This window comes from Marinomonas profundimaris, from assembly GCF_000508165.1.
Taxonomy (GTDB): Bacteria; Pseudomonadota; Gammaproteobacteria; order Pseudomonadales; family Marinomonadaceae; genus Marinomonas; species Marinomonas profundimaris.
Genome location: NZ_AYOZ01000013.1, coordinates 1 through 23,935, shown reverse-complemented (window position 1 = coordinate 23,935; position 23,935 = coordinate 1). Strand labels below are relative to the sequence as shown.

Genomic DNA, 23,935 nt, shown 5'->3' with positions numbered 1-23,935 from the left:
CCTAGTCCTATTAATTTTCGATGTGCGCATTATTGTTTGCTTAACATATCTTTCAACTGTTGCTCTGAAGGCCAATCAAAACAGAAAGTGGTGCCATTTTTACCATCAGATACAACCTGATACTCGCAGCCATAACGCTCTAAGATTTTTTTCACCATCGACAAGCCTAAACCACTGCCTTCTACTTCATCTCTTGGTTTGAGTGTCCGAAACAATTCAAATATTTTTTGTTGATGCTCTTGCGGTATACCTGGGCCGTTGTCTTCAATTGTCATAACATAATGATCGTCTTTGACCTTCGCGGTAAATGTGATGATCCCAGCGTCTTTGTGGTGATGTTTGTACGCATTGGCAATCAGATTTCTAAGGACGATTTCAAGTGGCACAACCACTGTTGTAATGTCTCCCACTTCATCGTCACAACGAAACTCGAAGGTCTGGTCTGGACTCAAAAACGAAAACAGTTCTGTGGCGCGTCCGCCTAGATTAAACGTTTCGAATGTGGCTTTTTCTCGGCCAATACGTGAATAACTAAGCAACGCGTCTAACAGCTTATCCAGACGCGAAACACGACCCTGCAACAGAGTCATAAATTCACTCGTTTGAGGTGTCAAACTGTCTTTCAAATCTTCTTCTATCCATTGCGCTAATTGGCTAATCCCTCGTAAAGGGGCCTTCAAATCGTGAGAGGCAACAAACGCGAATTGGTCCAGGTCTTTGTTCGCTTCAACCAGCTCGGTATTACGCATTTGAATATCACTGTGCGCAGCCATCAACGCCTGATTACTTTGTTTTAAATCCTCAGTTACTTTATCTGCATACGCGACGGCACGTCGGTTGGCTCGCGATAAGAGTATAAATATAAAGAAAAGTAATGCATCGATGACAATGCCACCGATCAGAATCATAATCGGTTGCGTTTGTGAATGTTGTTCGCGGAAAAGCTTGGAGGATTGCACTGTAAAGACCCAATGGCGACCGTACATGTCGACGGCTATTTTTTCTAAAAACAACGGTTTTGAATCATAGTTTTCAGAGTTTGCATTCAGTTCACTGTAGAGCGCCTCTTCGCCGTCATCAATACTGAAGTTCACTTGACGATTCGTGTTGGCTAAAGCACCGTCCATCAGTTTATGCATAATAAACTGAGCATAAACCAACCCTAAAAAGGTCGTTTCTTGGCTAACAGCGTGAATAGGAGATCGATCATCGCCATACCACGGAGCATAAAAGAGAAAACCGGGCGTTTTTTTAGCATCCTGAACCAAGGTGATAGGGCCGGTAATATTTGCTTCACCAGTATCGCGCGCTTTTTTGGCCGCATTGTATCGATTTTTTTCATGCGCCATGTCTAATCCAACGGCTTTTTGATTGCTGGCCAGTGGTTCAATATAGGTAATTGGCCAATATTCGCCTTCATTATGTTTCGGGTGAAGTGCGTAATTTGGCATGCTTTCTCGCTGCCAATTCAGATAGTCTGGCATAGATGCTTCTGAAACGTAGTGAATAACCCCTAAACCATTAATCCCTGGGAATCGACTCTCTATTTTTAACCTGGTGGCGAATACTCTCCAGTCATCTCGGGACGTCTTGTTTGGCATAGCGTGTAGCAAGGCGACGCCTGCCCACAATGCTTCTTCGTACTTAGCCATCCGCTCTTGGACTAACTCAATTATTTGATCCGCTTGGAAATCAAATTGGGCCTTGGTTTTCTGTTGAACTTGCTGAGAAGTGATAAACCAGGCACTGAAAGTAAGCAGCAGAGACAATGCAATAACAACCCAATGAGTCCAGTGTAGCCGCCATGAACCGCTTAATATTTTTGAGTGTTTGTACATGGTATTTATTGATACCTCATAGCTATTATAATTATTATTTATATAAAACAATAACATACAAAAAAACCTATGTATGCATTCGCAACGCCAACCAAACCATAAAATGCTTATTTAAATAATAGTCGCCTGTTTATTCAAATCAGCTGTTTTTCCTGTGTCTTTTTGTGATTCAAAACACCACCTTAATGCTGTTTTTTTTGGGGGGGGGTCGTGTTAGATTGTTTCAAGCACCATGAAGTGAAAAAGCCTTTTATGTTTGGCTTATTTTTAATCTAAATACCGCTTTGTAACGTATCGATACAGACGCCCTACGCACGTTAGGAACTTATTCAAATTCTTGCTATCAAAAACACATGAAACCAGCATTAAATTAACCGGAATACTCATAATGACCATCTCACTTGAAAGCTCTCTAAAAAACGATCTACTCATTTATCGTTTTCTACTCGTACAAATTCCTATTTTACTGATCAGCGGTTTGGTTGGACCTAAGTTATTTTCATTTGCATTGATGAGCTCAATCGCTCTATTTGCGTTGACTCAGCTTGCTTATACTTTTTTCAAAGGCCACACCGCCTTTTCTATCTCAGCTGGCATTTTAATGATGCTAACGTCATCCGCGCTGATTCAAACTCAACTCGGCATGATTGAAATGCACTTCCATATTTTTGCATCTATGGTGGTTTTTCTAATCTATCAAAGCTGGAAGCCAATCATTGCGGCGCTGCTAACAACTGCGGTGTATCACATCGGTTTTATGTTTATTCAAATGGCTGGCGTTCATATCGGTGAGATACCCGTCATGATTTTTGCTGGACCCCATAATCTATGGGTGATGGTGGTTCATTGTGTGTTTGCTATTTCAGAAGCAAGTCTATTAATTTTCATGGCGTTTATTATGAAAAAGGAATCAACTTCAAACATCAAAATTGCCAATGCGATTCAACGCATCTCAAGTAACAATGATTTGTCCATCCGCTTAGACAAGCCTATATCAAACGCTGAAATTGCGTTTAATCTACTCCTCGATAAGCTGGGTAATTTGTTCACTGACTACAAAGGCATCGCGAACGATTTGGTTGCCAGCAGCGGTAAGATTCAAAAAATCAGCGAAGAAGTCACCGGACATGTTGTAACGAGTAACCAACGCGCGCAATTGGTCGCCACCTCAACAGAAGATGTTTCTCACTCAATGAAATCAATCACCCACAGCAGTTCAAAGTCTGCAGACCTTATTGGCGAGTTAGAACAAGGGATCTTAAGCGACAGCAGTAAAACACAAGAAATTATGGAAGATATGGCGCTATTGTCACAAAATACATCGACGGTTGCAGACTCACTCAACTCATTAACATCTGACGTAGAAGCCATTACAAAATTGCTTAGCTCCATTCGAAGTATTTCAGAACAGACCAACCTATTGGCATTGAACGCCGCCATTGAAGCCGCCAGAGCAGGTGAAACAGGTCGAGGTTTTGCGGTGGTTGCCGACGAAGTAAGAACGCTGGCGCAACGCTCTAGCGATTCAACAGATGACATAGAAAAAGTACTAAAGAACCTAAACAGAAGCGTCAACAATACTGTCAACTCAATGGAATCCAGCAAAGAAAGAACGTCGATCAGCGTTGAGCACGCCGATAAGATATCCAAAGCCTTGTTCGAAAGAGCCCAATCGGTAAGCAGTGTGGCGACAGCCAGTAAAACGATTGCCAAAGAATCTCATGAACAAGAAAAAGTCATTTCGCTTATTAACGATCAAATTGGCGAAAACGCCAAATCCATTGAATCGCTGTCCAATCTAATGATCAACCTTCAACAAAGCAGTAAAAACATCACTTCCGTCACTAAAGCCTACGAAACCAAAGCAAATATTTTTAAAACCCAGTAAACGTTTGCCACCTGACGAGTCGATTAGATAATACCTTCGGCTCGTCATTTGGCTTCAATGCATTGGCGGCCCAACAAAGGTGGTAAACACGGCAGTGACCGCCAGGATCGCAGACGCGACAATCTTTTCGGTTAAGATGGATTTTTGAATAACATTCGCATTGCCACGCTCTAAAATGAGCGGTACAAGACGCAATTTATGATACGCCGCCATCGCAAGAATCACCGCAACCAGAGCAAGCTTCACGAACAACCAAAAGCCATAATCCGATGACAGCAAACCTTGCCATCCGGTCAGTTCATAGCTCATCCAAACACCACAAAGCAACAAGATCGACACCGCAACCACGGCCCAATGACCGAAGTATTCCAGCACGTTATTAGATGCATCCGCCGTCGCATTGCGCCCCCCCAGCCACAATGGAAACAACAATCCTAACCACCAAGCTGCAATTAAAATGTGCATAAAAAATATTAACTGGTAATACCAAGCTTGCTCCGTCGCGTGCCCAGAAAGGGAGAAGGAATACACCAAGCTGATAATACCTAACGGTGCAATCAGCAACGACAGGGGCGAATACGGCCAAGCATTTTGTGTGCAAGCCTTACCAAGAACAATCAACGACAGGGCCACGAGTGCGTAGCCTGACAAACGGACCAATACAATGCTACCTGCAGCAGAATCCCAAAAGATGGAGACCATATCTGGATCAAACATGGACCAAAGCCCTTCCTCCATCGTCGCACCCACTAAGATAAAGAAATACGCCACCGTGGCCGCACTCCCCACCAGCACACCGGTCACAACATACCCTTTGATACGACGCAAAAACTCAGGCTGATGGCGCAACAAATTGAACGCAAACAAACCACCCACCACGCTTGATACACCAAAATACAACAACCAACGTGTTAGTAATTGCGCAATTTCCCAATTCGTTAACGCCATACAGCCTCCGTTATCTTACGTTTTATGGGTCAAATACAGGGTCGAAAACCATTAATGCTGCATGAAATGATAAGACCCTTTCATCATGTGACCATCGTCTCCCATCGCCTTCCATTGAACAGAATAACTATCGGGTGCTAACTCAGGCAACATCGCTTTAAAGTTGTCTGTGGCTTTGGCTTTTCGGTCGTATTGAATCGCGACCGGTTTATTGTCCGACCCAACGACTTTCAAGCTCACCACGCGCATTGGCTTTTGAAAATGCATTTCGACTCGCTGTGCTTGATCCATTAGCATCGCGCCATCTTGTGGGTAAGTTTCCATCATCTTACCGTGTGCAAATACGCTAACAGACGCGGTCATTGCCAACGCAGAAAGTACGAATTTTAGTTTGCTCATAATATTGCCCTTTTATGGTTTGATTCATGTTAAATCGATTAATGTGAAATTCATTGCTTATTATTACTTTTTTGATCCCGGTGCAGAGGCATTTTTCCTTTGCAGCGCTTTCATTTACGGTTAAAACACACTTACTTTAGCGACGATTTTTTCCAGAGAAAATACACCGCTGGCAAGACCAATAACGTCAGCACGACGGCGCTCACCATACCGCCAACCATGGGTGCTGCAATCCGGCTCATCACTTCGGAACCTGTGCCCGTGCCATACAAAATCGGCAGTAAACCGATAATGATCGCTGCTGCCGTCATCATCACAGGACGAACTCGCATACCAGCGCCGTGAAGCACCGCGTGATAAAGCGTGTCTACACGCGGTGAAACGCCTTTTTCAGCGCATTTACGCTGCGTTTCAGACCACGCTTGATTCAAATACACCAGCATAATGACACCAATTTCCACCGCGACCCCAGCCAGCGCAATAAAACCAACGCCCACCGCAACCGAGAAGTTGAAGCCAGACAAATACATCAGCCAAATACTGCCCACCATGGCAAAAGGCAAGGTACCCATAATGATGGCGACCTCGGAAAAATTACGAAAATTAATATATAAGAGGACAATAATGATGGCCAATGTCAGCGGCACCACATACGTGAGTTTTTCTTTTGCTCGTTGCATGTATTCGTATTGGCCAGACCAATTTAACGAATATCCGGCTGGCAATTGCACTTGCTCTGCCACGATTTTCTGCGCGTTTTCAACATAACGGCCAATATCCACACCCTCAATGTCCACGAAAGTCCAGCCATTCAAACGAGCATTTTCGCTTTTTAGTCCCGGCGGCCCTTCTTCCACATACACATCAGCAATATCACCCAAAGCGATTCGCAAACCAGTCGGCGTCACAATCGGCAAAAGGGCTAACTGCTCGGGGGAATCTCGATATTCCTGCGGATAACGCACGTTAATTGGGTAGCGCTCCAGCCCTTCTATAGTATTAGTGACATTCATACCGCCCACCGCTGATGAGATCAGCTCTTGAACATCTTGAATGTTCATTCCATATCGGGAAGCTTTTGCTCGATCAATATCGATGTTGACATAACGACCGCCCGCCACACGTTCAGAATACACCGATGCCGTGCCTTCGACTGGTTTCAGGATTTTTTCTAACTGCAAACCAATACCTTGAATCACTTTCAAATCCGGCCCTGCGATCTTAATGCCCACAGGGGTTTTGATGCCCGTTGCAAGCATGTCGATACGCGTTTTGATCGGCATCACCCAGGCGTTGGTAATGCCTGGGATTTTCACCATCTGATCCAGCTCTTGCTTGATTTTGTCGCTGGTCATGCCGTCACGCCATTCAGACTGAGGCTTAAACTGTATGAAGGTTTCAATCATGGTCAGCGGCGCAGGATCAGTCGCCGTTTCCGCGCGACCCACTTTACCAAAGACAGTTTCTACCTCAGGCAAGGTCGCAATCAATTTATTGGTTTGCTGCAATACCTGACGGGCTTGTCCGATGGAAATGCCCGGATACGCCGTTGGCATGTACATTAAATCGCCTTCGTCTAGATTTGGAATAAACTCGCTGCCCAATTTATTTAACGGCCACATACCAAAAGCAAAAATAGCAATCGCCACCACGATGGTTGTTTTTGGAAAGCTTAACACCGCTTTTAACGCCGGCATGTACACCGCGACCAAAGCGCGATTGATTGGGTTTTTATGCTCGGGTAACACTTTACCCCGTACAAAATAGCCCATTAAAACCGGTACGAGTGTGATGGCTAATGCCGCCGACGCGGCCATGGCGTAGGTTTTTGTGTACGCCAAGGGTCCAAACATCCGTCCTTCTTGGGATTCCAAGGTAAACACAGGCACAAAACTGACGGTGATAATCAGCAGACTAAAGAAGAGAGCAGGACCCACTTCAGTGGCCGCAGCGGTGACAATTTGCCAGCGGTTTTCCTTGGTCATTTCGACCTTTTCCATGTGCTTATGGAGGTTTTCGATCATCACAATAGCACCGTCTATCATGGCGCCAATGGCAATCGCGATACCACCAAGCGACATGATGTTGGCGTTAATGCCTTGCCAATGCATTACAATGAAAGCGGTTAGAATCCCCACGGGTAAACTGATGATCGCCACCAAAGAAGAACGCACATGAAAAAGAAACACCACACAGACCAGCGCCACCACAAGGAATTCTTCCAGTAGTTTGGTCCATAAATTTTCCACGGCGCGGTCAATCAAACCGGAACGATCATAAACCGTCACCACTTCAACCCCTTTTGGCAGGCTGGATTTCAGGGTTTCCAGTTTCGCCTTGACGCCTTCGATGGTCTTCTGTGCATTTTCACCAAACCGCATGACCACCACGCCGCCGACGGTTTCGCCTTCGCCATTTAGTTCCGCCAAACCTCGGCGCATTTGTGGACCAACACCGACGTCTGCCACATCTTTGATTGTCACCGGTGTACCACTTTCACTGACGCCAAGCGGAATCATTTCGATGTCTTCGATGCTCTGAATATAACCCGACGCTCGAACCATGTATTCGGCTTCGGCCATTTCAATGACCGACGCACCGACTTCCTGATTGCCGCGTTTAATCGCATTTTGAATATGGCTCAATGGCATGTTCAACGCGCGTAATTTGTCGGGATTCACACTCACCTGATATTGCTTCACCATGCCGCCAATGGGCGCGACTTCCGATACGCCGGGCACGGTTTGTAATTCATACTTCAAGAACCAGTCTTGCAGTGAACGCAGCTGGCTCAAATCATTTTGACCGGTTTTATCCACCAAAGCGTACAAATACACCCAGCCAACGCCCGTTGCGTCTGGTCCTAATTGTGCCCTCGCGTTGCTGGGTAAGGACGGCGCAACTTGACTCAAATACTCCAACACTCGGCTTCGCGCCCAGTACATGTCGGTGTCTTCATCAAAAATCACATAGACATATGAATCCCCAAAGAAAGAATAACCACGCACCGTTTGAGCACCCGGTACAGACAGCATCGCCGTGGTAAGCGGATACGTTACTTGGTCTTCGACAACTTGCGGCGCTTGCCCCGGATAGCTGGTTTTAATAATGACTTGCACATCCGACAAGTCAGGAATCGCATCAACTGGCGTATTCTTTAACGAATACAAACCGGCGCCAACGAGAATAATACTGGCCAACAACACCATGAATCGGTTGTTAATGGACCAACGAATGATCGCTTCAATCATGATGCTCTCCTACTCCGTGTCGGCGTCAAAATAATCAGTGACAATAAACTTCACGCTGCTTTCACGCGTAATCTCAAGCTGAATATTTTTACCTATTGGCAATTCATCCAACTCCAACCAATCCGCTAACACAAAGTCCATCGTCATTTTTGGCCAATGCCAATCTGAGATCGCTTCGTGATTTACATTCACCATGCGCGTTGTCGCATCAAGACGATTAATGCGTGCGGCCACCCAAACATTGTTAGCGGGTTCTGGTTCTGCTTGCTCTGACATGTCATTGTCCGACATATCACTGACAGACAAAGCACTGGTAGACAAAGCACTGGTAGACATTGGCGTCTGGTGACTGTCTACGTTCATGCGCTTGAAATCGGAGCTTTTACTGGACTCAGAATCCAACAAGAACTGCGCTGATGTCACCACCTCATCACCTAATACCAAGCCGTCTAAGATTTCTACGTAATCATCACCGAAAGCACCGGTTTCGACAGCAATCGATTTATAACGCCCTTCACCCAATGCCAGTACCACGCGATTTTGCTCGCCGCCACGTATCAGGGCTTCTTTTGGAATCAAGCGTTTTTGACCCGGTTCTGTGGTTTCAATCCGCACATGGGCAAACATATCTGGTTTCAAGAGTTGTTCTGAATTATCCAAACGAATACGAACGCGTAAGGTTCGGTTTTTGGCATTCAGCGTCGGATAAATAAAGTCCACGTTACTGGTGAAGGTTTTCCCTGGTAGGAAGTCCATGACGGCGTCAACAGTTTGACCCACTGCAACGCGATGCGCTTGGCGTTCAAATACTTCGGCGTCCAGCCAGACTTCACTCAGATCCGCGATCGACATCAAGGTAGTGCCTGGTTTAATGTAAAAACCGTCTTGAATCCCAAGGTTATCAATCACCCCACTTTGTGGCGCAAAGAATCGTACCGTTTGAGACACTTTTCGCTTCGCTCTTAGCGTTTGAATGAAATCGCTCGGCACCTGCAAGGCTTTTAGTCGCTCCTCGCCCGCGTTGATCATGCGCTTGTCTTTCCGCGCTAACGCAAAGACAAATTCTTCCTGCGCATTGACCAAGGTCGGTGAATACAGGTCGAACAAAGGCTGACCTTTTTCAACCGAGTCGCCATTGGATTTTATAAAACTCTTTTCGATCCAGCCTTCAACGCGAGGATGAATATGAACAATCTTGTCTTCGTTGTAAGCCAAATAGCCCACGGTTCGAATGTCAGGTTTCAACATGCCTTCAAACACTTTCCCTGTTCGCACACCAAGGTTATTCACCACTTCGGGCGAAATACTCACCGTGCCAACGCCAGCATTATCAGAACCCTGAGCGGCGCCATAAAAAGGGATAAGATCCATGCCCATGGGCGATTGACCCGGTTTGTCGCGGCGATAATTTGGGTCCATTGGTGCCACCCAATACAAAGGCGTTTTTTCACCTTTCGCGTTTGATGAGCCCGCATTCATGTCACTGCTCATCTCGCTATTCATATCATCATTCATGACATTAAATGCTTGAAGACCAAAGTGATAACTCGTAGCCGAAAGCACACCACCTAATACAAACACCCCGATATATCCGATTACTTTCATGTGTTTTTTACCTCTTCACCTTGTGTCATCACGTAATTCAGTTCTGCCAAACGCTTGAAACGTTCGATACGAATATCCAGTAATTCGATGTGTGCATTCAATGTCGCGATACGCGCCTGAACCACATCCGAAAAACCGCCATCGTTGCTGGTATACGCATTTAACATAGCTTGAGCACTTTCTCGATAACTGGGAATTAACTTGGTTTGATAAAGACGGATGCGTTGATCCAACAGACGAATATCAGACGTCAGAACACGGTATTTGGCCATGAGTTCATTCAGCACCAATTGCTTTTCAGAAAGAAAGGATTCGACTTGCAAGGACGCGGCTTTCACCTGAGCATCCTGTCGACGAGACGAAAAAATCGGCACACTGACACTCACGGCAATCGACGCTAAATCCGCTCTGTCTTTGCCGCTCAGGTCATCACCGCGATAACCGTAGCCCAGCGTAACGCCCCATTCTGGTTTGTATTTTTGCTCGGCCATCGCTTTGTCTATCTGCGCGGTATTGGATTGAACGTCTACGAGACGAACCAATGGATGCTGACTCAAACGAGCCGCTAAGGCATTTGATGTAAGCGTATTCGACGAGGTTAACTTGATGGGTTCACGCGTTGTTTTCAGCGTGATGTTTTGATCCGCTGTGTTCTGATTCATCATTGTTGGAAGAATATATTGGGACAGCTTTTTCAGTGCACTTTCTTTCGCTTGGCGAAGCTGCGTAAGGCGATGATCTAACTTAATCAACTCCAATTCAGAGCGTACTAAATCTTGCTGTTTGGCTCGCCCATACGCCGAGCTATACCCACTTTCAACTACTTCATGAAGCTGTTCAAACAGGGTTCTATTTTGCTTCACAAGCTTGATGCTCTCTTCGTATCGGTAGGCCGTTAGCCATATATTCGACACTTCCATCGCTAACATTGCGCGACGATTGTCCCGCATCAACGGCATCTGATCGCCTTGTGCAGTGTACTTTTCCCCTGCTAAACGCAAGGTATCTCCGGCTGGAAACATCTGCGATACCGACACATTAAATTGCGTCATCGCTTCTTGGTTTACATCAAAACTGTCGGTTGGCATATTCAATAAACCAACATTGATTTTTGGGTCTGGCAGCGCCGTCATGCCTTGGCTTAACACACGCATGGCGTTTTCTTTTTGCTGACTGGACACCAACCAATCATCTTGTGAGACGGCTTTTTCTACCGCTTGCTGAAGGCTTAGCGCTTCTGCGTTAACAGCAAGCGGCAATAACGATAATAAGGAAACGGAGGCAATACGATGCGTTTTACCGATGAAAAAATCACGGCTATAGACACTCTGTAATACATGACAGAATGCCAAAAGATTGTTTTTGGCCATTGGCTCGAGTACTCATTGTTAAATTCATAAAACCTCAACGCGAATAACCGCGGTGAGTGAAACAGCGAATTTAAGAAAGGACTATCGGAGGGAAATAAGGCGTATTTGGGTGGGTAGAAACGTAGGATTCAGACGGTAACGTCGTGTGAACAGACGAAATATTGTCGGAATCCGAATGATAGCTGACCAGTAAGCTTGAAAAGCTACTGCAATGATTGTCCATGCAATTTTGGTGATTGTGTTCCGATGTCAGGCTGGAACAGTCGTCAACCGCAGCAGACATGCAGCTAGAATCACTATTAGAAGACATATCATGGGCCGACATGTCCGACATTTGGTGTGTTTCCATAGACATCATATTCGAAGCCGATGACATCATACTGTTCGTTGCCATTGCCATCGAAAATAGCGATAGCACAAACAGCAACAAACACACGATACCGTGTTTTCTCGCTGAAAGACTGACGTTATTTAAAACAAATGGTGGCATGAACAAGGTTCTCTACTTCGAATAAGCAAGACTATAGGCAAGTAAATGGCGTATTGCAACTTGAAATATAAAATGAAAAACCATCGTAAAATCCTGCCACACGTGTCAATAAAAGACCATGCCCTAATATTTTAATTGTTCCGAAAGTTGGCTACCAACACCCTCTTACCCTGCGCTATAACGGATGTTACCTCTTAAGGCCAATCGGAAAAATCTTGCATGACATGTTCCGTGTGACCACCGCCTTTTTCTGCATAATTCCGTTTAAATTGGCTAGGAGAGAGCCCTGTTTCTTTTTTAAAAAAGTGGCTAAATTGGCTCGCGTCGTTGTAACCCAAGCTATTGGCAATCGCTTGCACCGAATCCGATGACTTTTTCAATCTCAGAGTCGCTTCTATCAAAACGCGGTTATTAATCAGCTGCAAAGGGGACTTTTTGAGGTTGCGCTGACAAATAGCGTGCAAGCGATCGTAGGTCATAATCAGTTCCTGACAATAGTAAGACACTGCCCTTCTATTACGATATTCGACTTCCACCAGCTGACGAAATTGCTGCAATATTAGTTCATCTGGTGAATGCGTTAATCGCATGGATTCAATGTTGCTCAGTCGATAAATACTGATAAGTAAGATACGAATAATCGAGCAAATTACCGTTCGTGAGCGCTTCTTCGTTACCGCTATTTCTGCACTTAATAAACGTAAAAGCGGCAAAAACGCTTCATCAATGTCTTTTTTATCGCAATTCGTGATGGTGAACTGTCGCATTAAGACTTCCAATTTCGCGCTGTCGAGATCGGATCCTGTCACCAAGGAAATCAATTCATCACTGTAACCTAACAGCCACATTTGACTGCCTGGCGGCACCAACACTTTGGCTTGTTTCTTATGAGGAAGACAAAAAATGGAAGATTCCGTCACCTGATGCATTTCTTCCATCGAAACCGACACGTCGCCACGCTGAACAATGCCGAGCAAATTAAAGTCGGTGAAATTATCATTTCCCGTGCTGAATATTCGAGATTGTAAACCCGGCTGAATCGATTCAAAGCGCACCATAGAACCAATAATATTGGTCAGCATAAGCATCCTCCTCGGTTAATTTATTAGAATAAACCAGAAATTGACAAGATTAATCCATAATTTGACATGTTGGTAGCGTGGATAGCTGTTAATCTTTTAAAAATTCCTCAGCTACCGACAAAAAATCTAATAATGGTAAGGGTGAAAAATTGAGTATTGAGTACAACAATATTGACCTGACAACCGAGCCTGACATCAATTTATTCATTGACGGTCGCTCGACTCCTGCTATTGCAGGCGGTTATTTTGACAGGTTAGACCCAAGTACCGACCTCGTCGCTTCTCGTGCGGCATGCGGTCGACGCGAAGACGCAGAACACATGGCGTCCGTTGCGGTGGCTAACTTTCATACATGGTCGACAACCGACGTTACTGAACGAGCGCGCATTCTTCGTCACGCAAAAGCCCTAATGCCGAAATATCGAGATCGCTTTGCTCAATTGATGTTAAAAGAAATTGGGGCCATTCATGAATGGGTCGATTTCAATATAAAAGTAGCGGCAGAAGCCATTGAGGCCGCCGTGGAGCTGGCGCTCAGATACCCTTTCGTACCCTCAAAAATGGATGCGTTGGATTCATACACTGTGCGCCAACCCGTTGGTGTTTGTCTTGCCATTGCGCCTTGGAATGCTCCGATTGTACTGGCGATGCGCGCCGTTGTATTCCCCTTGGCCTTTGGCAACTGTGTCATTTTAAAAGCGTCTGAATTGTCCCCTGCGACACACTCACTCATCGCCGAATTACTGCATGAAGCAGGCGTTCCGAACGGCGTTATTTCCGTGATGACCAATGCGCCAGAGCATTCAGAAGAAGTGATTGCAAGTCTGATCGCGAACCCATCTGTAAGACGGGTTAACTTTACCGGGTCGACGCGCATTGGAAAAATCATTGCGGGACTTGCCGCCCAACACCTAAAACGCTGCCTTTTAGAGCTAGGCGGAAAATCGCCTCTTATTGTGTTGAAAGACGCCAACCTACAATTGGCCGCAAAAGAAGCCGTTTATGGCGCTTTTTTAAATCAGGGCCAAATCTGTATGGCGACAGATCGAATTATTGTTGAGCAAGCCATTGCGGATGAGTTTATTGACATTCTTAAAAGCATGATGGTTGATCTCGTTGCTGGCGACCCTCGACGTAACGGCGTTAAGCTTGGACCTGTTGCCAGCCCTTCTATTGCTTCTCGTTTATCTGCGCTCATCGAAGACGCTCTAGACAAAGGCGCCACACTGCTTGCTGGCACACCACGTAGAGGGCAATTTATTGATGCCACTTTGCTGGATCACATTACGCCGATGATGCGCATTTACTCAGAAGAATGCTTTGGACCAATCGCCGGTATTTATCGAGTTGATTCCCCAGAAGAAGCCATTACCGTCGCCAACAATTGTGAATATGGGCTGGCCGCGTCCATCTTCACCAACGATCTCACGCTCGCCAAAGACATGGCGAACCGTATTGAATCCGGCATGTGCCACATTAATTCATCTACCGTAAAAGACGATCCTGCCATGCCTTTTGGTGGGCTCAAGTCGAGCGGCTATGGTCGTTTCGGCGGTAACGCTTGTGTGGACGAATTCACTGAAGTGCGATGGATTACCGTCGCTCCCCCTTGATGTTTCTCATCAGACTTAAACCGTTCTAAATAACGCGGTTCAAGACAAACCATTCAAACAACAAAAATAAAAAGAGGTTCTTATGAAAGCACGTCTATTGGCCCCCTTTGCGCCAAATTTAACCAAACTCATGTTATGCGCCGTCACCGCCGGCAGCTTGATGTGGACCGGTCAGATGCTCGCAGCGCAAGATGACGACACCATTCGCATCGGTTTTATCAGTCCAAGAACCGGCCCTTTGGCCAGTTTTGGTAAAACAGATGGTTTTATTTTAGAGCAAGCGCGCCTCGCGTTAGCGAATGGTATGACGGTAGCGGGCAAACATTATCAGGTGGAAATCATCGATCGTGATAGCCAGTCGGATCCAGCACGAGCGTCGCAACTTGCCAAAGAGTTGATTAACCAAGATGTGGACTTGATGTTGGCAATTTCAACACCGGAAGTAATCAACCCCGTTGCCGACGCCAGTGAAGCCGCAGGTATTCCTTTTATCTCAACCGTGATGCCTTGGGAAGCTTGGTATTATGGGCGCGGTGCAAAACCCGGCGAAGCCAGCCCATTCAAATGGACGTACCATTTTGGTTTTGGCACAGACGAGTTTTATCGCACTTACCTTTCTCAATGGTCTTTGATCGATACCAACAAAAAAGTCGGCGTAATGTACCCGAACGATGCCGATGGCAACGCCATTCGCGCTGTGCTTAAGCCGCGTATTGAAAAAGCAGGTTATACGGTGATTGATCCGGGCGCTTACGAAACCGGTACGTCAGATTTTTCCAGCCAAATCGCGCTGTTTAAATCCGAAGGTGTTGAGATCATCAACTCTTTCCCTATTCCACCGGATTTCGCAGCCTTCTGGCGACAAGCCGCGCAACAGGGTTTGCATCGTCAAATCAAAATCATCCAAATCGCCAAAACCGGACTTTTTCCTTCCGATATTGAAGTATTAGGGTCGTTAGGACCAAAGATTGCGTCTGCCGCTTATTGGCACAAAACCTTCCCTTATACGTCCCCATTAACGGGTCAAAATGGTGAAGAATTAGCCGCGCTGTGGGAAAAGCAAACCGGCGAGCAATGGACTCAGCAACTGGGTGCCACATTGTCGTTATTTGATGCTGGTACAGAAGCGCTGAAGCAGTCCAAAAACCCTATGTCTCGTACTTCCGTGCGGGATGCCATCGCAAAGCTCAATGTCACAACAATTGGCGGCCAAGTTGACTTCACCTCGGGCCCTGTTCCCAATGTTGCCTCCGGCCCCATCATTGGCGCGCAATGGGTAAAAGGCACCGGCAAATTTAAGCTCGATTACGTGATTACTGAAAACGTCACAGACACGAATGTTCCTGTGACTCACACGTTACTTCAGTACAACCGTTAATAGGAATTCTATCGTGATAATAACGCCATACTCACAACTTCAAGCGACGGGCATTCATAAGTCTTTTGGTCGCGTGCAAGTGCTGAATGGAATTGATTTCACCATGGACACCAACGATGCCATTGGCATCGTTGGACCTAATGGTGCCGGAAAATCCACCCTATTAAGCGTGCTGTCTGGTGCTCAACCGCCCACCAGTGGACAGATAAAACTCAATGATCAAGACATTACTCATCAACCCGCACGACAACGTGCCAAGCAAGGTTTAGTGAGAACACACCAAATCCCGAAGCCTTTTTCAGGTATTAGCGTGTTTGAAAATGTCTTTGTGGCGGCCATTCATTCTGCCACCAGTAACCGTGAAGAAGCCTACGACATCGCCCTTGAATCGATCAAACTGTGCGGCATGTTGCCGTTGGCAAATCGGGAAGCCGACAGCATTGGCCTTCTCGATCGCAAGCGCTTAGAACTGGCTCGGGCGCTCGCGACCCAACCAAAGCTGCTGTTTTTAGACGAAATTGGCGGCGGTTTAACCGACGCGGAAGCCCTGCAACTGGTGGATACCATTCTGACGCTGCGTGAGCGTGGCATTGGTATCGTGTGGATTGAACACATCGTACACATCTTATTACGCGTGGCCAAAACACTTATTTGCATGGACAGCGGTCGTATTATTGCCCAAGGCACGCCTGACGATGTCATGTCGAATCAACAGGTCATGAAAGCGTATATGGGAGGAGCCAGCCATGCTGTCAGTGCATAATTTAGACGTACGTTATGGACAGTTCCGCGCGGTACAGGGCGTTTCCATCGAGATCACTCAAGGCGACATTGTTTCACTAATTGGCGCCAATGGCGCAGGCAAATCCACTTTTCTCAAAGCCATTGCCGGTGCCTTGCCCATTTATTCGGGCCGCGTGTCTTTTAAAGACCAAGACATTACCGACACCTCGTCAAGCACGCGCGTTCAACAAGGCTTATCACTCGTGCCAGAAGGCCGTCGTTTGTTTAGCGAGATGACGGTGGAAGAGAACCTGTTGCTGGGCAAGACCGTTCAGCGACAGGGCGATTGGGATATTGAACGCATTTTTACCACTTTTCCCAATTTGGTGAAACGTCGCCATTCTAAAACGGGGAGTTTATCCGGTGGCGAGCAACAAGCCACGGCCATTGGCCGCGCACTCATGGCGAATCCCGAACTGCTGATTTTAGACGAAGTAAGCTTGGGATTATCGCCACTGGTGGTCGATCAAGTGTATGCCTCGATCGAAAGTTTACGCGACGCTGGCACGACTATTTTGTTAGTCGAACAAGACCTAGAACGTGCCATCACCTTCTCTCAGCGAGCAATTTGCATGCTTGAAGGTCGTATCGTGCTCGATAAGCTAACCGCCGATACCCATCGCGATGAAATCACTCAAGCTTATTTTGGCCTGAATAAAGCCACTCAACAGGAGGCGTCATGATCAATAGTCTGGTACAAGCCATCTTGCTCGGCGGCTATTACGCTTTGGTCGCCTGCGGCCTAGCCTTTATGTTTCAAGTCATGCGAATCATCAACCTGGCTCATGGCTCGCTGGCCATTTTAAGCGCGTATTTAGTTTGGGAAATCACCGATGCACTCGCGCTGTCGCCTTTTATTTCGGTACTTATGGTACTTCCCATCATGGCGGTGGTGGGATTGTTACTGCAACGCGTCATCTTAGAGCGAGCAACAAAAGGCGGAGAACTGTTACCCGTTCTAACCACCTTTGGCCTCGCCATTGTGATCGACAATTTGTTGTTCCAACAATTTGGTGCCAATACCCGTTCGCTGGCGCCTTATCTTGGCGATTTAAGCTGGGATTCTTATGAAATTTTTGGGTTATGGGTAGGTAAGCTCCCTGTCATCGTTTTGCTCACTGCTATTGTGGTGATCGGCGGGTTGGATCTGGTGCTGCGTTTTACACCACTAGGACGACAAATACGCGCCACCGCATTTGACCCGGAAACCGCAGGGCTGGTTGGTATCGACTCTCGAAAAATTGCCGGTATATCCGCCGCCATTGCCATGATGACGGTGGCCATTTCTGGTACCGCGCTTGGCTTGCGTGGCACGTTCGATGCGTATGCTGGCGGCCCTCAACTCTTGTTTGCTTTTGAAGCAACCATCATTGGTGGTGCAGGCTCTTTGTGGGGCGTGTTCATGGGCGGCATTATTCTGGCGATTGCACAGAGTGTCGGTGCACTCATTCACCCGCAAGGTTTTTTATTAGGTGGGCATTTGGTCTTTCTGATGTTTTTGTTTGCCCGTATTTATCTCAATAGCAATGTTTTCTCTCTCAAACACTGGCTGATTAAACGTCGTCATAAGGGAGACTCTCTATGAAAATAAAACGCTCTAATGCCTATTCTAAGGCGACTATTTTCATCATCGTTGTGTTGTTTATTGTCCTGATCATGATGCCTATGCTGGCGTCTAATAACGTCATGGAACGCCTAACGGTGCTCTTCATTTACATCATCATGGCGGCAATGTGGAATACGCTGGCGGGCTTTGGTGGCTTAATTTCCATTGGTCAGCAATTGTTTTTTGGCTTAGGGGCATACGCCACGATTCGTATTACTAATTTGGGTGTTTCCCCTTTTGCGGCTTTGTTAATGGCGGCGTGTTTAGTGGGATTGCTTAGTTGGCCGATTTCCACCTTCATGTTGCGGTTAAAAGCGGGCGAGTTTGCCATTGGCATGTGGGTACTCGCGTCGATCGGTCACTTATTGGTGAACCTTGACCCCTTGATTCAAGGTGAAACCGGCATTTCATTAATCGCGCTCAACCAATTTGACATAGAGACCCGTCGCACGCTGATTTACCTCTCTGCGCTGCTAGGCATGTCAGGTTTGTTGCTGGGCTTGTTCTTTATTCTTCGATCGCGCGCTGGCATTGCTATGCAAGCTATTCGAGACAACGAAGAAGCCGCCGACTCTATCGGCGTGGATGCGGAAAAAGTCAAAAAATGGTTCTTCATTTTTGCTGCCTTTGGTACGGCATTAGCGGGCGCATTGTGGCTTGCCCAAGCATCGTCCTTCCAACCTAAAACCTACTTCTCGGTTCAATGGACGGCGTACATGATTTTCATGGTGCTTGTGGGTGGATTAGGTCGATTTGAAGGCGCCATTTTGGGCGCGCTGTTGTTCTTTGCGGTAGAAACATGGTTTGCCAGTACGGGCGTTTGGTATCTCGTCGGTTTGGGTGCTGTGGCTATGTTTTGCTCTCTATTTTTGCCGAAAGGCCTTTGGGGCGCCATTGAAAACCGCTTGGGTATCACCTTGATTCCGGTCGGCTATCAAGTCACCGGATTGATTGTTGATACAAAATCTAAAAACACATAAGGAGATCATGATGTTATTCGGAAAAATAATCGTTGTGACGGGCGTTGCAAGCGGCATTGGCCAACATACCGCAGAACTTGCTGCGCATATGGGGGCGGATGTTATCGGCATCGATGTTGTCAAACCGAGTCATTCGATCGGTACGTTTTTGCAGGGTGATATTTCGACTCAAGCAGGCGTGGATGAAATCGTCAATGCACTTCCTGACGGAATTGATGCACTGTGTAATGTCGCTGGTGTTTCTGGGACCGGTGGCGCGGCGCTGACGTTAGCGATTAACTTCTTTGGTTTAAAAGCGCTCTCAGAAGGGTTGGCCACCAAAATTCGAACGGGCGGCAGCATTATTAACGTGGCGTCAATGGCGGGATACGGCTGGCGTGAAAACACACAGCGCGCCTCAGTGATGGCGAAATTAAGTGGCTTTCCAGAGCCTAGCAAACTGATGGAAGATTTTGCGATTCCCAATGAACTCGGTTACCCCATTTCAAAAGAAATACTCTTAGTTTGGACCATGCTGGCCGCTCATCAACCGATGTTTAAATCACGAAACATCCGAGTGAATGCCGTCTCACCGGGTCCAGTCGAAACACCAATTCTGACACAATTTCGCCAAGTACTTGGCGATCAGCGCGTCAATTCTGATGTGGATCGAGTCGGTCGTGCGGGCACACCGGCGGACATCGCGCCGGTTATTTTATTCCTCTGCTCAGACGCCGCTCGCTGGGTAAATGGCAACAACATCGCAGCGGATGGTGGACTGGAAGCTTCCGTGACAGTCGAAGCGCTTGGTTTATCAAAAACGTAACTTATAACAAGCATAGTTTAAAAAATATAACGTATAGAAACGTAACTTTTAAAATAAGGAAACACATTATGACGGTTTTATTAAGCATCGGTGGTCTTGACCTAAAAGCCAGTAACCACAAAGAATATTCTCGTTTAGACCCAGTCACTGGCGCTGTCGCCTCAGTTTCCGCGGCTGCCACACTAGACGATGTTGTCTCGGCCACGACAGCGGCGCAAAACGCTTTTCCTGCTTGGGCGCAAACAGGTCCAATAGAACGTCGCAATTTATTAAATAAAACCGCCGACATCATGGAATCCAAGCAAGACGATTTCATCGCCGCGATGATTACCGAAACCGGTGCAACAGGTCCTTGGGCAGGGTTTAACGTGATGCTGGCTGCAGGTCACATTCGTGAAGCCGCGGCTCTGACAACCCAAATTGGCGGTGAAGTGATTCCTTCCAATAAACCAGGCACGTTGGCAATGTCAGTGAACAAACCAAAAGGCGTTTGTTTGGCGATTGCACCATGGAACGCGCCTATCATTTTAGGGGCTCGAGCCATTGCTACGCCGCTGGCGTGTGGCAATACCGTGATTTTTAAAAGCTCGGAATTTTGCCCTCTGACTCATCGATTAATTATCGATTGTTTCCTAGAAGCCGGTTTTCCAGCAGGTGTGATCAACCTAATTTCAAATGACCCAAGTGACGCACCAAGTGTCGTGAAAGCTTTAATTGAAGCTCCAGAAGTGCGTCATGTAAACTTCACAGGGTCCAGCCCTGTAGGACGTATTATCGGTCGTCTAGCGGGTGAAAATTTAAAACCTGCCTTATTGGAACTTGGCGGTAAAGCACCGTTGGTTATCTTGTCCGATGCGGATATTGAGGGCGCCGTGAACGCCGCTGTTTTTGGCGCCTTTATGAACCAAGGACAAATATGCATGTCGACCGAACGCGTCATCGTCGATGAAAAAATTGCCGATGAATTTGTAGAAAAACTAGTGGCCAGAGCATCTAAGCTGCCTTGGGGAAATCCTCGTGATGCTGTGGTATTGGGGTCGTTAGTGAACCCTCAAGTCTCAGAAAAAATGCATGAGCTGATCAATGATGCGGTAAGCAAGGGGGCAAAACTTGCCTGCGGCGGTGACAATGATGGTTCAATATTTTCTGCCACACTACTCGACGGCGTTACTAACAACATGCGTATTTACAACGAAGAAAGCTTTGGTCCTGTTAAGTCTATTATTCGAGTGAATGGTGATGAAGAAGCCATTCAGGTCGCCAACGACAGCGAATACGGGTTGTCTGCCGCGGTATTCTCTCAAGATATCAATCGTGCTTTGGCCTGCGCCAACGCAATTAAAAGTGGCATTTGCCATATCAATGGCCCCACTTTAGCGGATGAACCACACATGCCTTTTGGTGGCGTTGGGGATTCCGGTTACGGCCGCTTTGGAGGCAAAGCAGGAATCGCTGAGTTCACGGATTTACGCTGGATCACCATTGAAGATCCGAGCCAACACTACCCGTTCTAATACAGCCTGAGCAAGAAAATAACAAAAGCCATCCATATTAAATACGGGTGGCTTTTTTATCTTCAACCATTTACTACACGGCTAAGACTGCCAAAAAAATCCTGTAATTCCATGTCTTCCGTATTTTCTTTTACTTCACCCCCTAGGCCTATTAGGAATTTTTTCACTTAAGACCGGATAGAGATTTCGTAACAAGGCATGGTAATCAGGCTTTAATAAATACTAGTGACAGCAAGATTCGCACTGCTTACCAAGTATAAACAACAAGCCTATCACTTTATTATTTATCATCTGAATTTAGGACCAATATGATTAAAACCATTTCTTCACTTTGAAAAATATAAGCGGACATAAAATACTAATAAGCATGACCACAATCACAATAGGATAACCATAAACAGCTTTTAGTTCAGGCATGTTTTCAAAATTCATACCGTATATTGCAGCGACAAGCGTAGGTACAGATATAGACATCGTCGTGATTGTCAGTATTTTAAAAATATGATTTTGCTCTATTTCAATTTTATTTGAAATATTTTCTTTTAAGTCGTCAAGTCGATCAAAATTGAACTGAATATGTTCAGAAACAACATTAAGATCACTTAGCTCAGTTTCAACCGTCTCTTTGATTTTGTAAATGCGCTCCATCCTACTTTTTTTATACATGGAAAAAACGCGCCTTGTTTCCATCAGTGACTCTTTAAGTAATAAATTATTGAACTTAAGCCCTGTCGTCACATCCGTATCAGAGTTTAAGTACTGTTTTTCTATTAATATTCTATTGGCAAGAATTTTGATTTTTTTGGTTATATTTTCAGTTATGTCCGCGTACAAATCAGAAATAAATTCAATAAGCGCTTTAAATATCAAACATGGGTCTGAAAGGTTTTTAATAATAGTTGATTTGTTTTTATAGTTTTTCCCAAAGAACTTATCTGATTCAGAACTCGTAAACATAAATACCGTTTTCTCAGATAAAACGAAAAATATTGGTTCTTCTGTAAACTTCATACCGCTATTGTAAAAAGGCAGAGATATATGCAGAGCAGCTTGTGTATCATCTTCCAAAAAATGAGAACTAATCTCAATATCTTTATAATGATTCATAATTTCAAAGTCTATGCCAAATTCGTCCGTAATCCACTTTAGCTCATTGGGCTTGTAGTCAATAAAATGCATAAAATTAAAATCATGAGCATCTTTCATGAGCCCATCAATACTGTCTACTCTCAATATTTCATTATTTTTCGTCACTACTTCTATCATCGAAATAAGCTCTCAACTTCACAATTAACGTCATGATTTCCTTACGCGTAAAAAAAATCTTTTTCAATATAGCCAAGCACTACAAATATAACCACTACTACGCGTCATAACTTTCTATAGAAGCAGATTTTAATACTAATCGGTGTTTAGTAAAGCCTAGATAGGCCTAAAACCTGAAAATAGGACAACCTAGCAGAAGATTCACGACACCGTTTTTTCGAGTAAAAGAGAGAGATATATAAGCAAAAGGCCGTAAAAGCCGTAAAAGCCGTAAAAGCATAAAACAAACGTTAAAAATGACTGGAAAGTTTCGGAGTGTTGAGTGAGATAGAAATAAGAATCCGTAGAGGCGGCACTTATCTTAATTAAACAGTGAATCCACGATCTTAGAATTGATCTAGAAGAAATTTTGAAAGGTAGTTTCAGGGACGTATATCGTAACTTAAAAATGAACCTACGATCTTTACTGAGATGGTTGCGGGAGCACTTATCTTAATTTAAAAGGGAACCTACGACCTTAACTGAAATGGTTGCGGGAGCATTTATCTTAAGTTAAAAGTGAACCTACGAACTTTACTGAGATGGTTGCGGGAGCACGTATCTTAATTTAAAAGTGAACCTACGACCTTTACTGAGATGGTTGCGAGAGCACTTATCTTAATTTAAAAGTGAACCTACGACCTTAACTGAAATGGTTGCGGGAGCACTTATCTTAAGTTAAAAGTGAACCTACGACCTTAACTGAGATGGTTGCGGGAGCAGGATTCGAACCTACGCCCTTCGGGTTATGAGCCCGACGAGCTACCAGACTGCTCCACCCCGCGACAAGTTAAACTATTGATATAGCTTACTTTTTAGTAATGTATTTCTGAATATTTGGTTGCGGGAGCACTTATCTTAATTTAAAAGTGAACCTACGATCTTAACTGAAATGGTTGCGGGAGCAGGATTCGAACCTACGACCTTCGGGTTATGAGCCCGACGAGCTACCAGACTGCTCCGTCCCGCGACAAGTTAAACTATTGATTTATATAGTTTATTTTCAGAAATATAAGATAAAATCATGTAACCAAACTAGACTGATTCTAATTGGTTGCGGGAGCAGGATTCGAACCTACG

Annotated in this window: 18 protein-coding genes and 2 tRNA genes; 9 read left to right on the top strand and 11 right to left on the bottom strand. The window is 45.6% G+C overall.

Going from position 1 to position 23,935, the window contains the following annotated elements; all coding sequences use genetic code 11:
• Positions 1 to 29: 29 nt before the first annotated feature.
• Positions 30 to 1,838: a sensor histidine kinase gene (locus D104_RS27935; protein WP_024023962.1), complete on the bottom strand. Its 1,809-nt coding sequence runs from the start codon at positions 1,836 to 1,838 to the stop codon at positions 30 to 32.
• A gap of 388 nt (positions 1,839 to 2,226) precedes the next feature.
• Here D104_RS27935 and D104_RS27930 point away from each other — a divergent pair, with 388 nt between their 5' ends.
• Complete coding sequence (locus tag D104_RS27930; protein ID WP_024023961.1) at positions 2,227 to 3,726, top strand: methyl-accepting chemotaxis protein; 1,500 nt, start codon at positions 2,227 to 2,229, stop codon at positions 3,724 to 3,726.
• 54 nt (positions 3,727 to 3,780) lie between these two features.
• Here D104_RS27930 and D104_RS27925 read toward each other — a convergent pair whose 3' ends face one another.
• From D104_RS27925 to D104_RS37000, 7 genes are all read right to left on the bottom strand, one after another.
• Complete coding sequence (locus D104_RS27925; RefSeq protein ID WP_024023960.1) at positions 3,781 to 4,674, bottom strand: copper resistance D family protein; 894 nt, start codon at positions 4,672 to 4,674, stop codon at positions 3,781 to 3,783.
• Positions 4,675 to 4,725: 51 nt separating this feature from the next.
• Complete coding sequence (locus D104_RS27920; RefSeq protein WP_024023959.1) at positions 4,726 to 5,073, bottom strand: copper resistance CopC family protein; 348 nt, start codon at positions 5,071 to 5,073, stop codon at positions 4,726 to 4,728.
• A 131-nt stretch (positions 5,074 to 5,204) separates the two neighbouring features.
• Positions 5,205 to 8,324, bottom strand: coding sequence for an efflux RND transporter permease subunit (locus D104_RS27915; protein ID WP_024023958.1), 3,120 nt, complete (start codon positions 8,322 to 8,324; stop codon positions 5,205 to 5,207).
• Positions 8,325 to 8,333: 9 nt separating this feature from the next.
• Complete coding sequence (locus D104_RS27910) at positions 8,334 to 9,929, bottom strand: efflux RND transporter periplasmic adaptor subunit (protein ID WP_024023957.1); 1,596 nt, start codon at positions 9,927 to 9,929, stop codon at positions 8,334 to 8,336.
• A complete protein-coding gene (locus D104_RS27905; RefSeq protein ID WP_024023956.1) occupies positions 9,926 to 11,299 on the bottom strand; it encodes a TolC family protein in 1,374 nt (457 codons plus the stop codon). Before D104_RS27905 ends, D104_RS27910 begins: the two co-directional genes overlap by 4 nt.
• Before the next feature lie 70 nt (positions 11,300 to 11,369).
• A complete protein-coding gene (locus D104_RS37325; RefSeq protein WP_152531149.1) occupies positions 11,370 to 11,789 on the bottom strand; it encodes a hypothetical protein in 420 nt (139 codons plus the stop codon).
• A gap of 194 nt (positions 11,790 to 11,983) precedes the next feature.
• Positions 11,984 to 12,871, bottom strand: coding sequence for a helix-turn-helix domain-containing protein (locus D104_RS37000; RefSeq protein WP_024023954.1), 888 nt, complete (start codon positions 12,869 to 12,871; stop codon positions 11,984 to 11,986).
• Positions 12,872 to 13,020: 149 nt separating this feature from the next.
• On the opposite strand from D104_RS37000, the gene D104_RS27895 reads away from it, so the two are divergent.
• The 8 genes from D104_RS27895 to D104_RS27860 all read left to right on the top strand — a co-directional run bounded on the left by D104_RS27895 (position 13,021) and on the right by D104_RS27860 (position 21,550).
• The gene (locus D104_RS27895) at positions 13,021 to 14,484 is read left to right on the top strand and encodes an aldehyde dehydrogenase (protein WP_024023953.1); all 1,464 of its coding nucleotides are present in this window, start codon (positions 13,021 to 13,023) and stop codon (positions 14,482 to 14,484) included.
• A gap of 82 nt (positions 14,485 to 14,566) precedes the next feature.
• A complete protein-coding gene (locus D104_RS27890; RefSeq protein WP_024023952.1) occupies positions 14,567 to 15,862 on the top strand; it encodes an ABC transporter substrate-binding protein in 1,296 nt (431 codons plus the stop codon).
• A gap of 13 nt (positions 15,863 to 15,875) precedes the next feature.
• Positions 15,876 to 16,625, top strand: coding sequence for an ABC transporter ATP-binding protein (locus D104_RS27885; RefSeq protein WP_024023951.1), 750 nt, complete (start codon positions 15,876 to 15,878; stop codon positions 16,623 to 16,625).
• A complete protein-coding gene (locus tag D104_RS27880; protein WP_024023950.1) occupies positions 16,609 to 17,328 on the top strand; it encodes an ABC transporter ATP-binding protein in 720 nt (239 codons plus the stop codon). The genes D104_RS27885 and D104_RS27880 overlap by 17 nt, the downstream gene beginning before the upstream one ends.
• A complete protein-coding gene (locus tag D104_RS27875; RefSeq protein ID WP_024023949.1) occupies positions 17,325 to 18,230 on the top strand; it encodes a branched-chain amino acid ABC transporter permease in 906 nt (301 codons plus the stop codon). Before D104_RS27880 ends, D104_RS27875 begins: the two co-directional genes overlap by 4 nt.
• Complete coding sequence (locus tag D104_RS27870) at positions 18,227 to 19,231, top strand: branched-chain amino acid ABC transporter permease (RefSeq protein WP_024023948.1); 1,005 nt, start codon at positions 18,227 to 18,229, stop codon at positions 19,229 to 19,231. Before D104_RS27875 ends, D104_RS27870 begins: the two co-directional genes overlap by 4 nt.
• Positions 19,232 to 19,238: 7 nt before the next feature.
• Positions 19,239 to 20,036: a coniferyl-alcohol dehydrogenase gene (locus tag D104_RS27865; protein ID WP_235075920.1), complete on the top strand. Its 798-nt coding sequence runs from the start codon at positions 19,239 to 19,241 to the stop codon at positions 20,034 to 20,036.
• A gap of 68 nt (positions 20,037 to 20,104) precedes the next feature.
• Positions 20,105 to 21,550, top strand: coding sequence for an aldehyde dehydrogenase (locus D104_RS27860; protein ID WP_024023946.1), 1,446 nt, complete (start codon positions 20,105 to 20,107; stop codon positions 21,548 to 21,550).
• A gap of 312 nt (positions 21,551 to 21,862) precedes the next feature.
• Here the strand turns inward: D104_RS27860 and D104_RS27855 are convergent, their stop codons facing one another.
• From D104_RS27855 to D104_RS27845, 3 genes are all read right to left on the bottom strand, one after another.
• Complete coding sequence (locus tag D104_RS27855; RefSeq protein ID WP_024023945.1) at positions 21,863 to 22,816, bottom strand: CorA family divalent cation transporter; 954 nt, start codon at positions 22,814 to 22,816, stop codon at positions 21,863 to 21,865.
• 747 nt (positions 22,817 to 23,563) lie between these two features.
• Positions 23,564 to 23,640: transfer RNA gene (locus D104_RS27850), tRNA-Met, on the bottom strand.
• Positions 23,641 to 23,748: 108 nt separating this feature from the next.
• Positions 23,749 to 23,825: transfer RNA gene (locus D104_RS27845), tRNA-Met, on the bottom strand.
• Positions 23,826 to 23,935 lie beyond the last annotated feature (110 nt).

Excerpts from the sequence above, each read along its gene's own strand:
- D104_RS37000 (WP_024023954.1), bottom strand. The coding sequence starts at position 12,871 with ATGCTGACCAATATTATTGGTTCTATGGTGCGCTTTGAATCGATTCAG.
- D104_RS27855 (WP_024023945.1), bottom strand. The coding sequence starts at position 22,816 with ATGATAGAAGTAGTGACGAAAAATAATGAAATATTGAGAGTAGACAGT.
- D104_RS27880 (WP_024023950.1), top strand. The coding sequence starts at position 16,609 with ATGCTGTCAGTGCATAATTTAGACGTACGTTATGGACAGTTCCGCGCG.
- D104_RS27875 (WP_024023949.1), top strand. The coding sequence starts at position 17,325 with ATGATCAATAGTCTGGTACAAGCCATCTTGCTCGGCGGCTATTACGCT.
- D104_RS27865 (WP_235075920.1), top strand. The coding sequence starts at position 19,239 with ATGATGTTATTCGGAAAAATAATCGTTGTGACGGGCGTTGCAAGCGGC.
- D104_RS27860 (WP_024023946.1), top strand. The coding sequence starts at position 20,105 with ATGACGGTTTTATTAAGCATCGGTGGTCTTGACCTAAAAGCCAGTAAC.
- D104_RS27870 (WP_024023948.1), top strand. The coding sequence starts at position 18,227 with ATGAAAATAAAACGCTCTAATGCCTATTCTAAGGCGACTATTTTCATC.
- D104_RS27890 (WP_024023952.1), top strand. The coding sequence starts at position 14,567 with ATGAAAGCACGTCTATTGGCCCCCTTTGCGCCAAATTTAACCAAACTC.
- D104_RS27910 (WP_024023957.1), bottom strand. The coding sequence starts at position 9,929 with ATGAAAGTAATCGGATATATCGGGGTGTTTGTATTAGGTGGTGTGCTT.
- D104_RS27925 (WP_024023960.1), bottom strand. The coding sequence starts at position 4,674 with ATGGCGTTAACGAATTGGGAAATTGCGCAATTACTAACACGTTGGTTG.
- D104_RS37325 (WP_152531149.1), bottom strand. The coding sequence starts at position 11,789 with ATGCCACCATTTGTTTTAAATAACGTCAGTCTTTCAGCGAGAAAACAC.
- D104_RS27920 (WP_024023959.1), bottom strand. The coding sequence starts at position 5,073 with ATGAGCAAACTAAAATTCGTACTTTCTGCGTTGGCAATGACCGCGTCT.
- D104_RS27915 (WP_024023958.1), bottom strand. The coding sequence starts at position 8,324 with ATGATTGAAGCGATCATTCGTTGGTCCATTAACAACCGATTCATGGTG.
- D104_RS27930 (WP_024023961.1), top strand. The coding sequence starts at position 2,227 with ATGACCATCTCACTTGAAAGCTCTCTAAAAAACGATCTACTCATTTAT.
- D104_RS27935 (WP_024023962.1), bottom strand. The coding sequence starts at position 1,838 with ATGTACAAACACTCAAAAATATTAAGCGGTTCATGGCGGCTACACTGG.
- D104_RS27905 (WP_024023956.1), bottom strand. The coding sequence starts at position 11,299 with ATGGCCAAAAACAATCTTTTGGCATTCTGTCATGTATTACAGAGTGTC.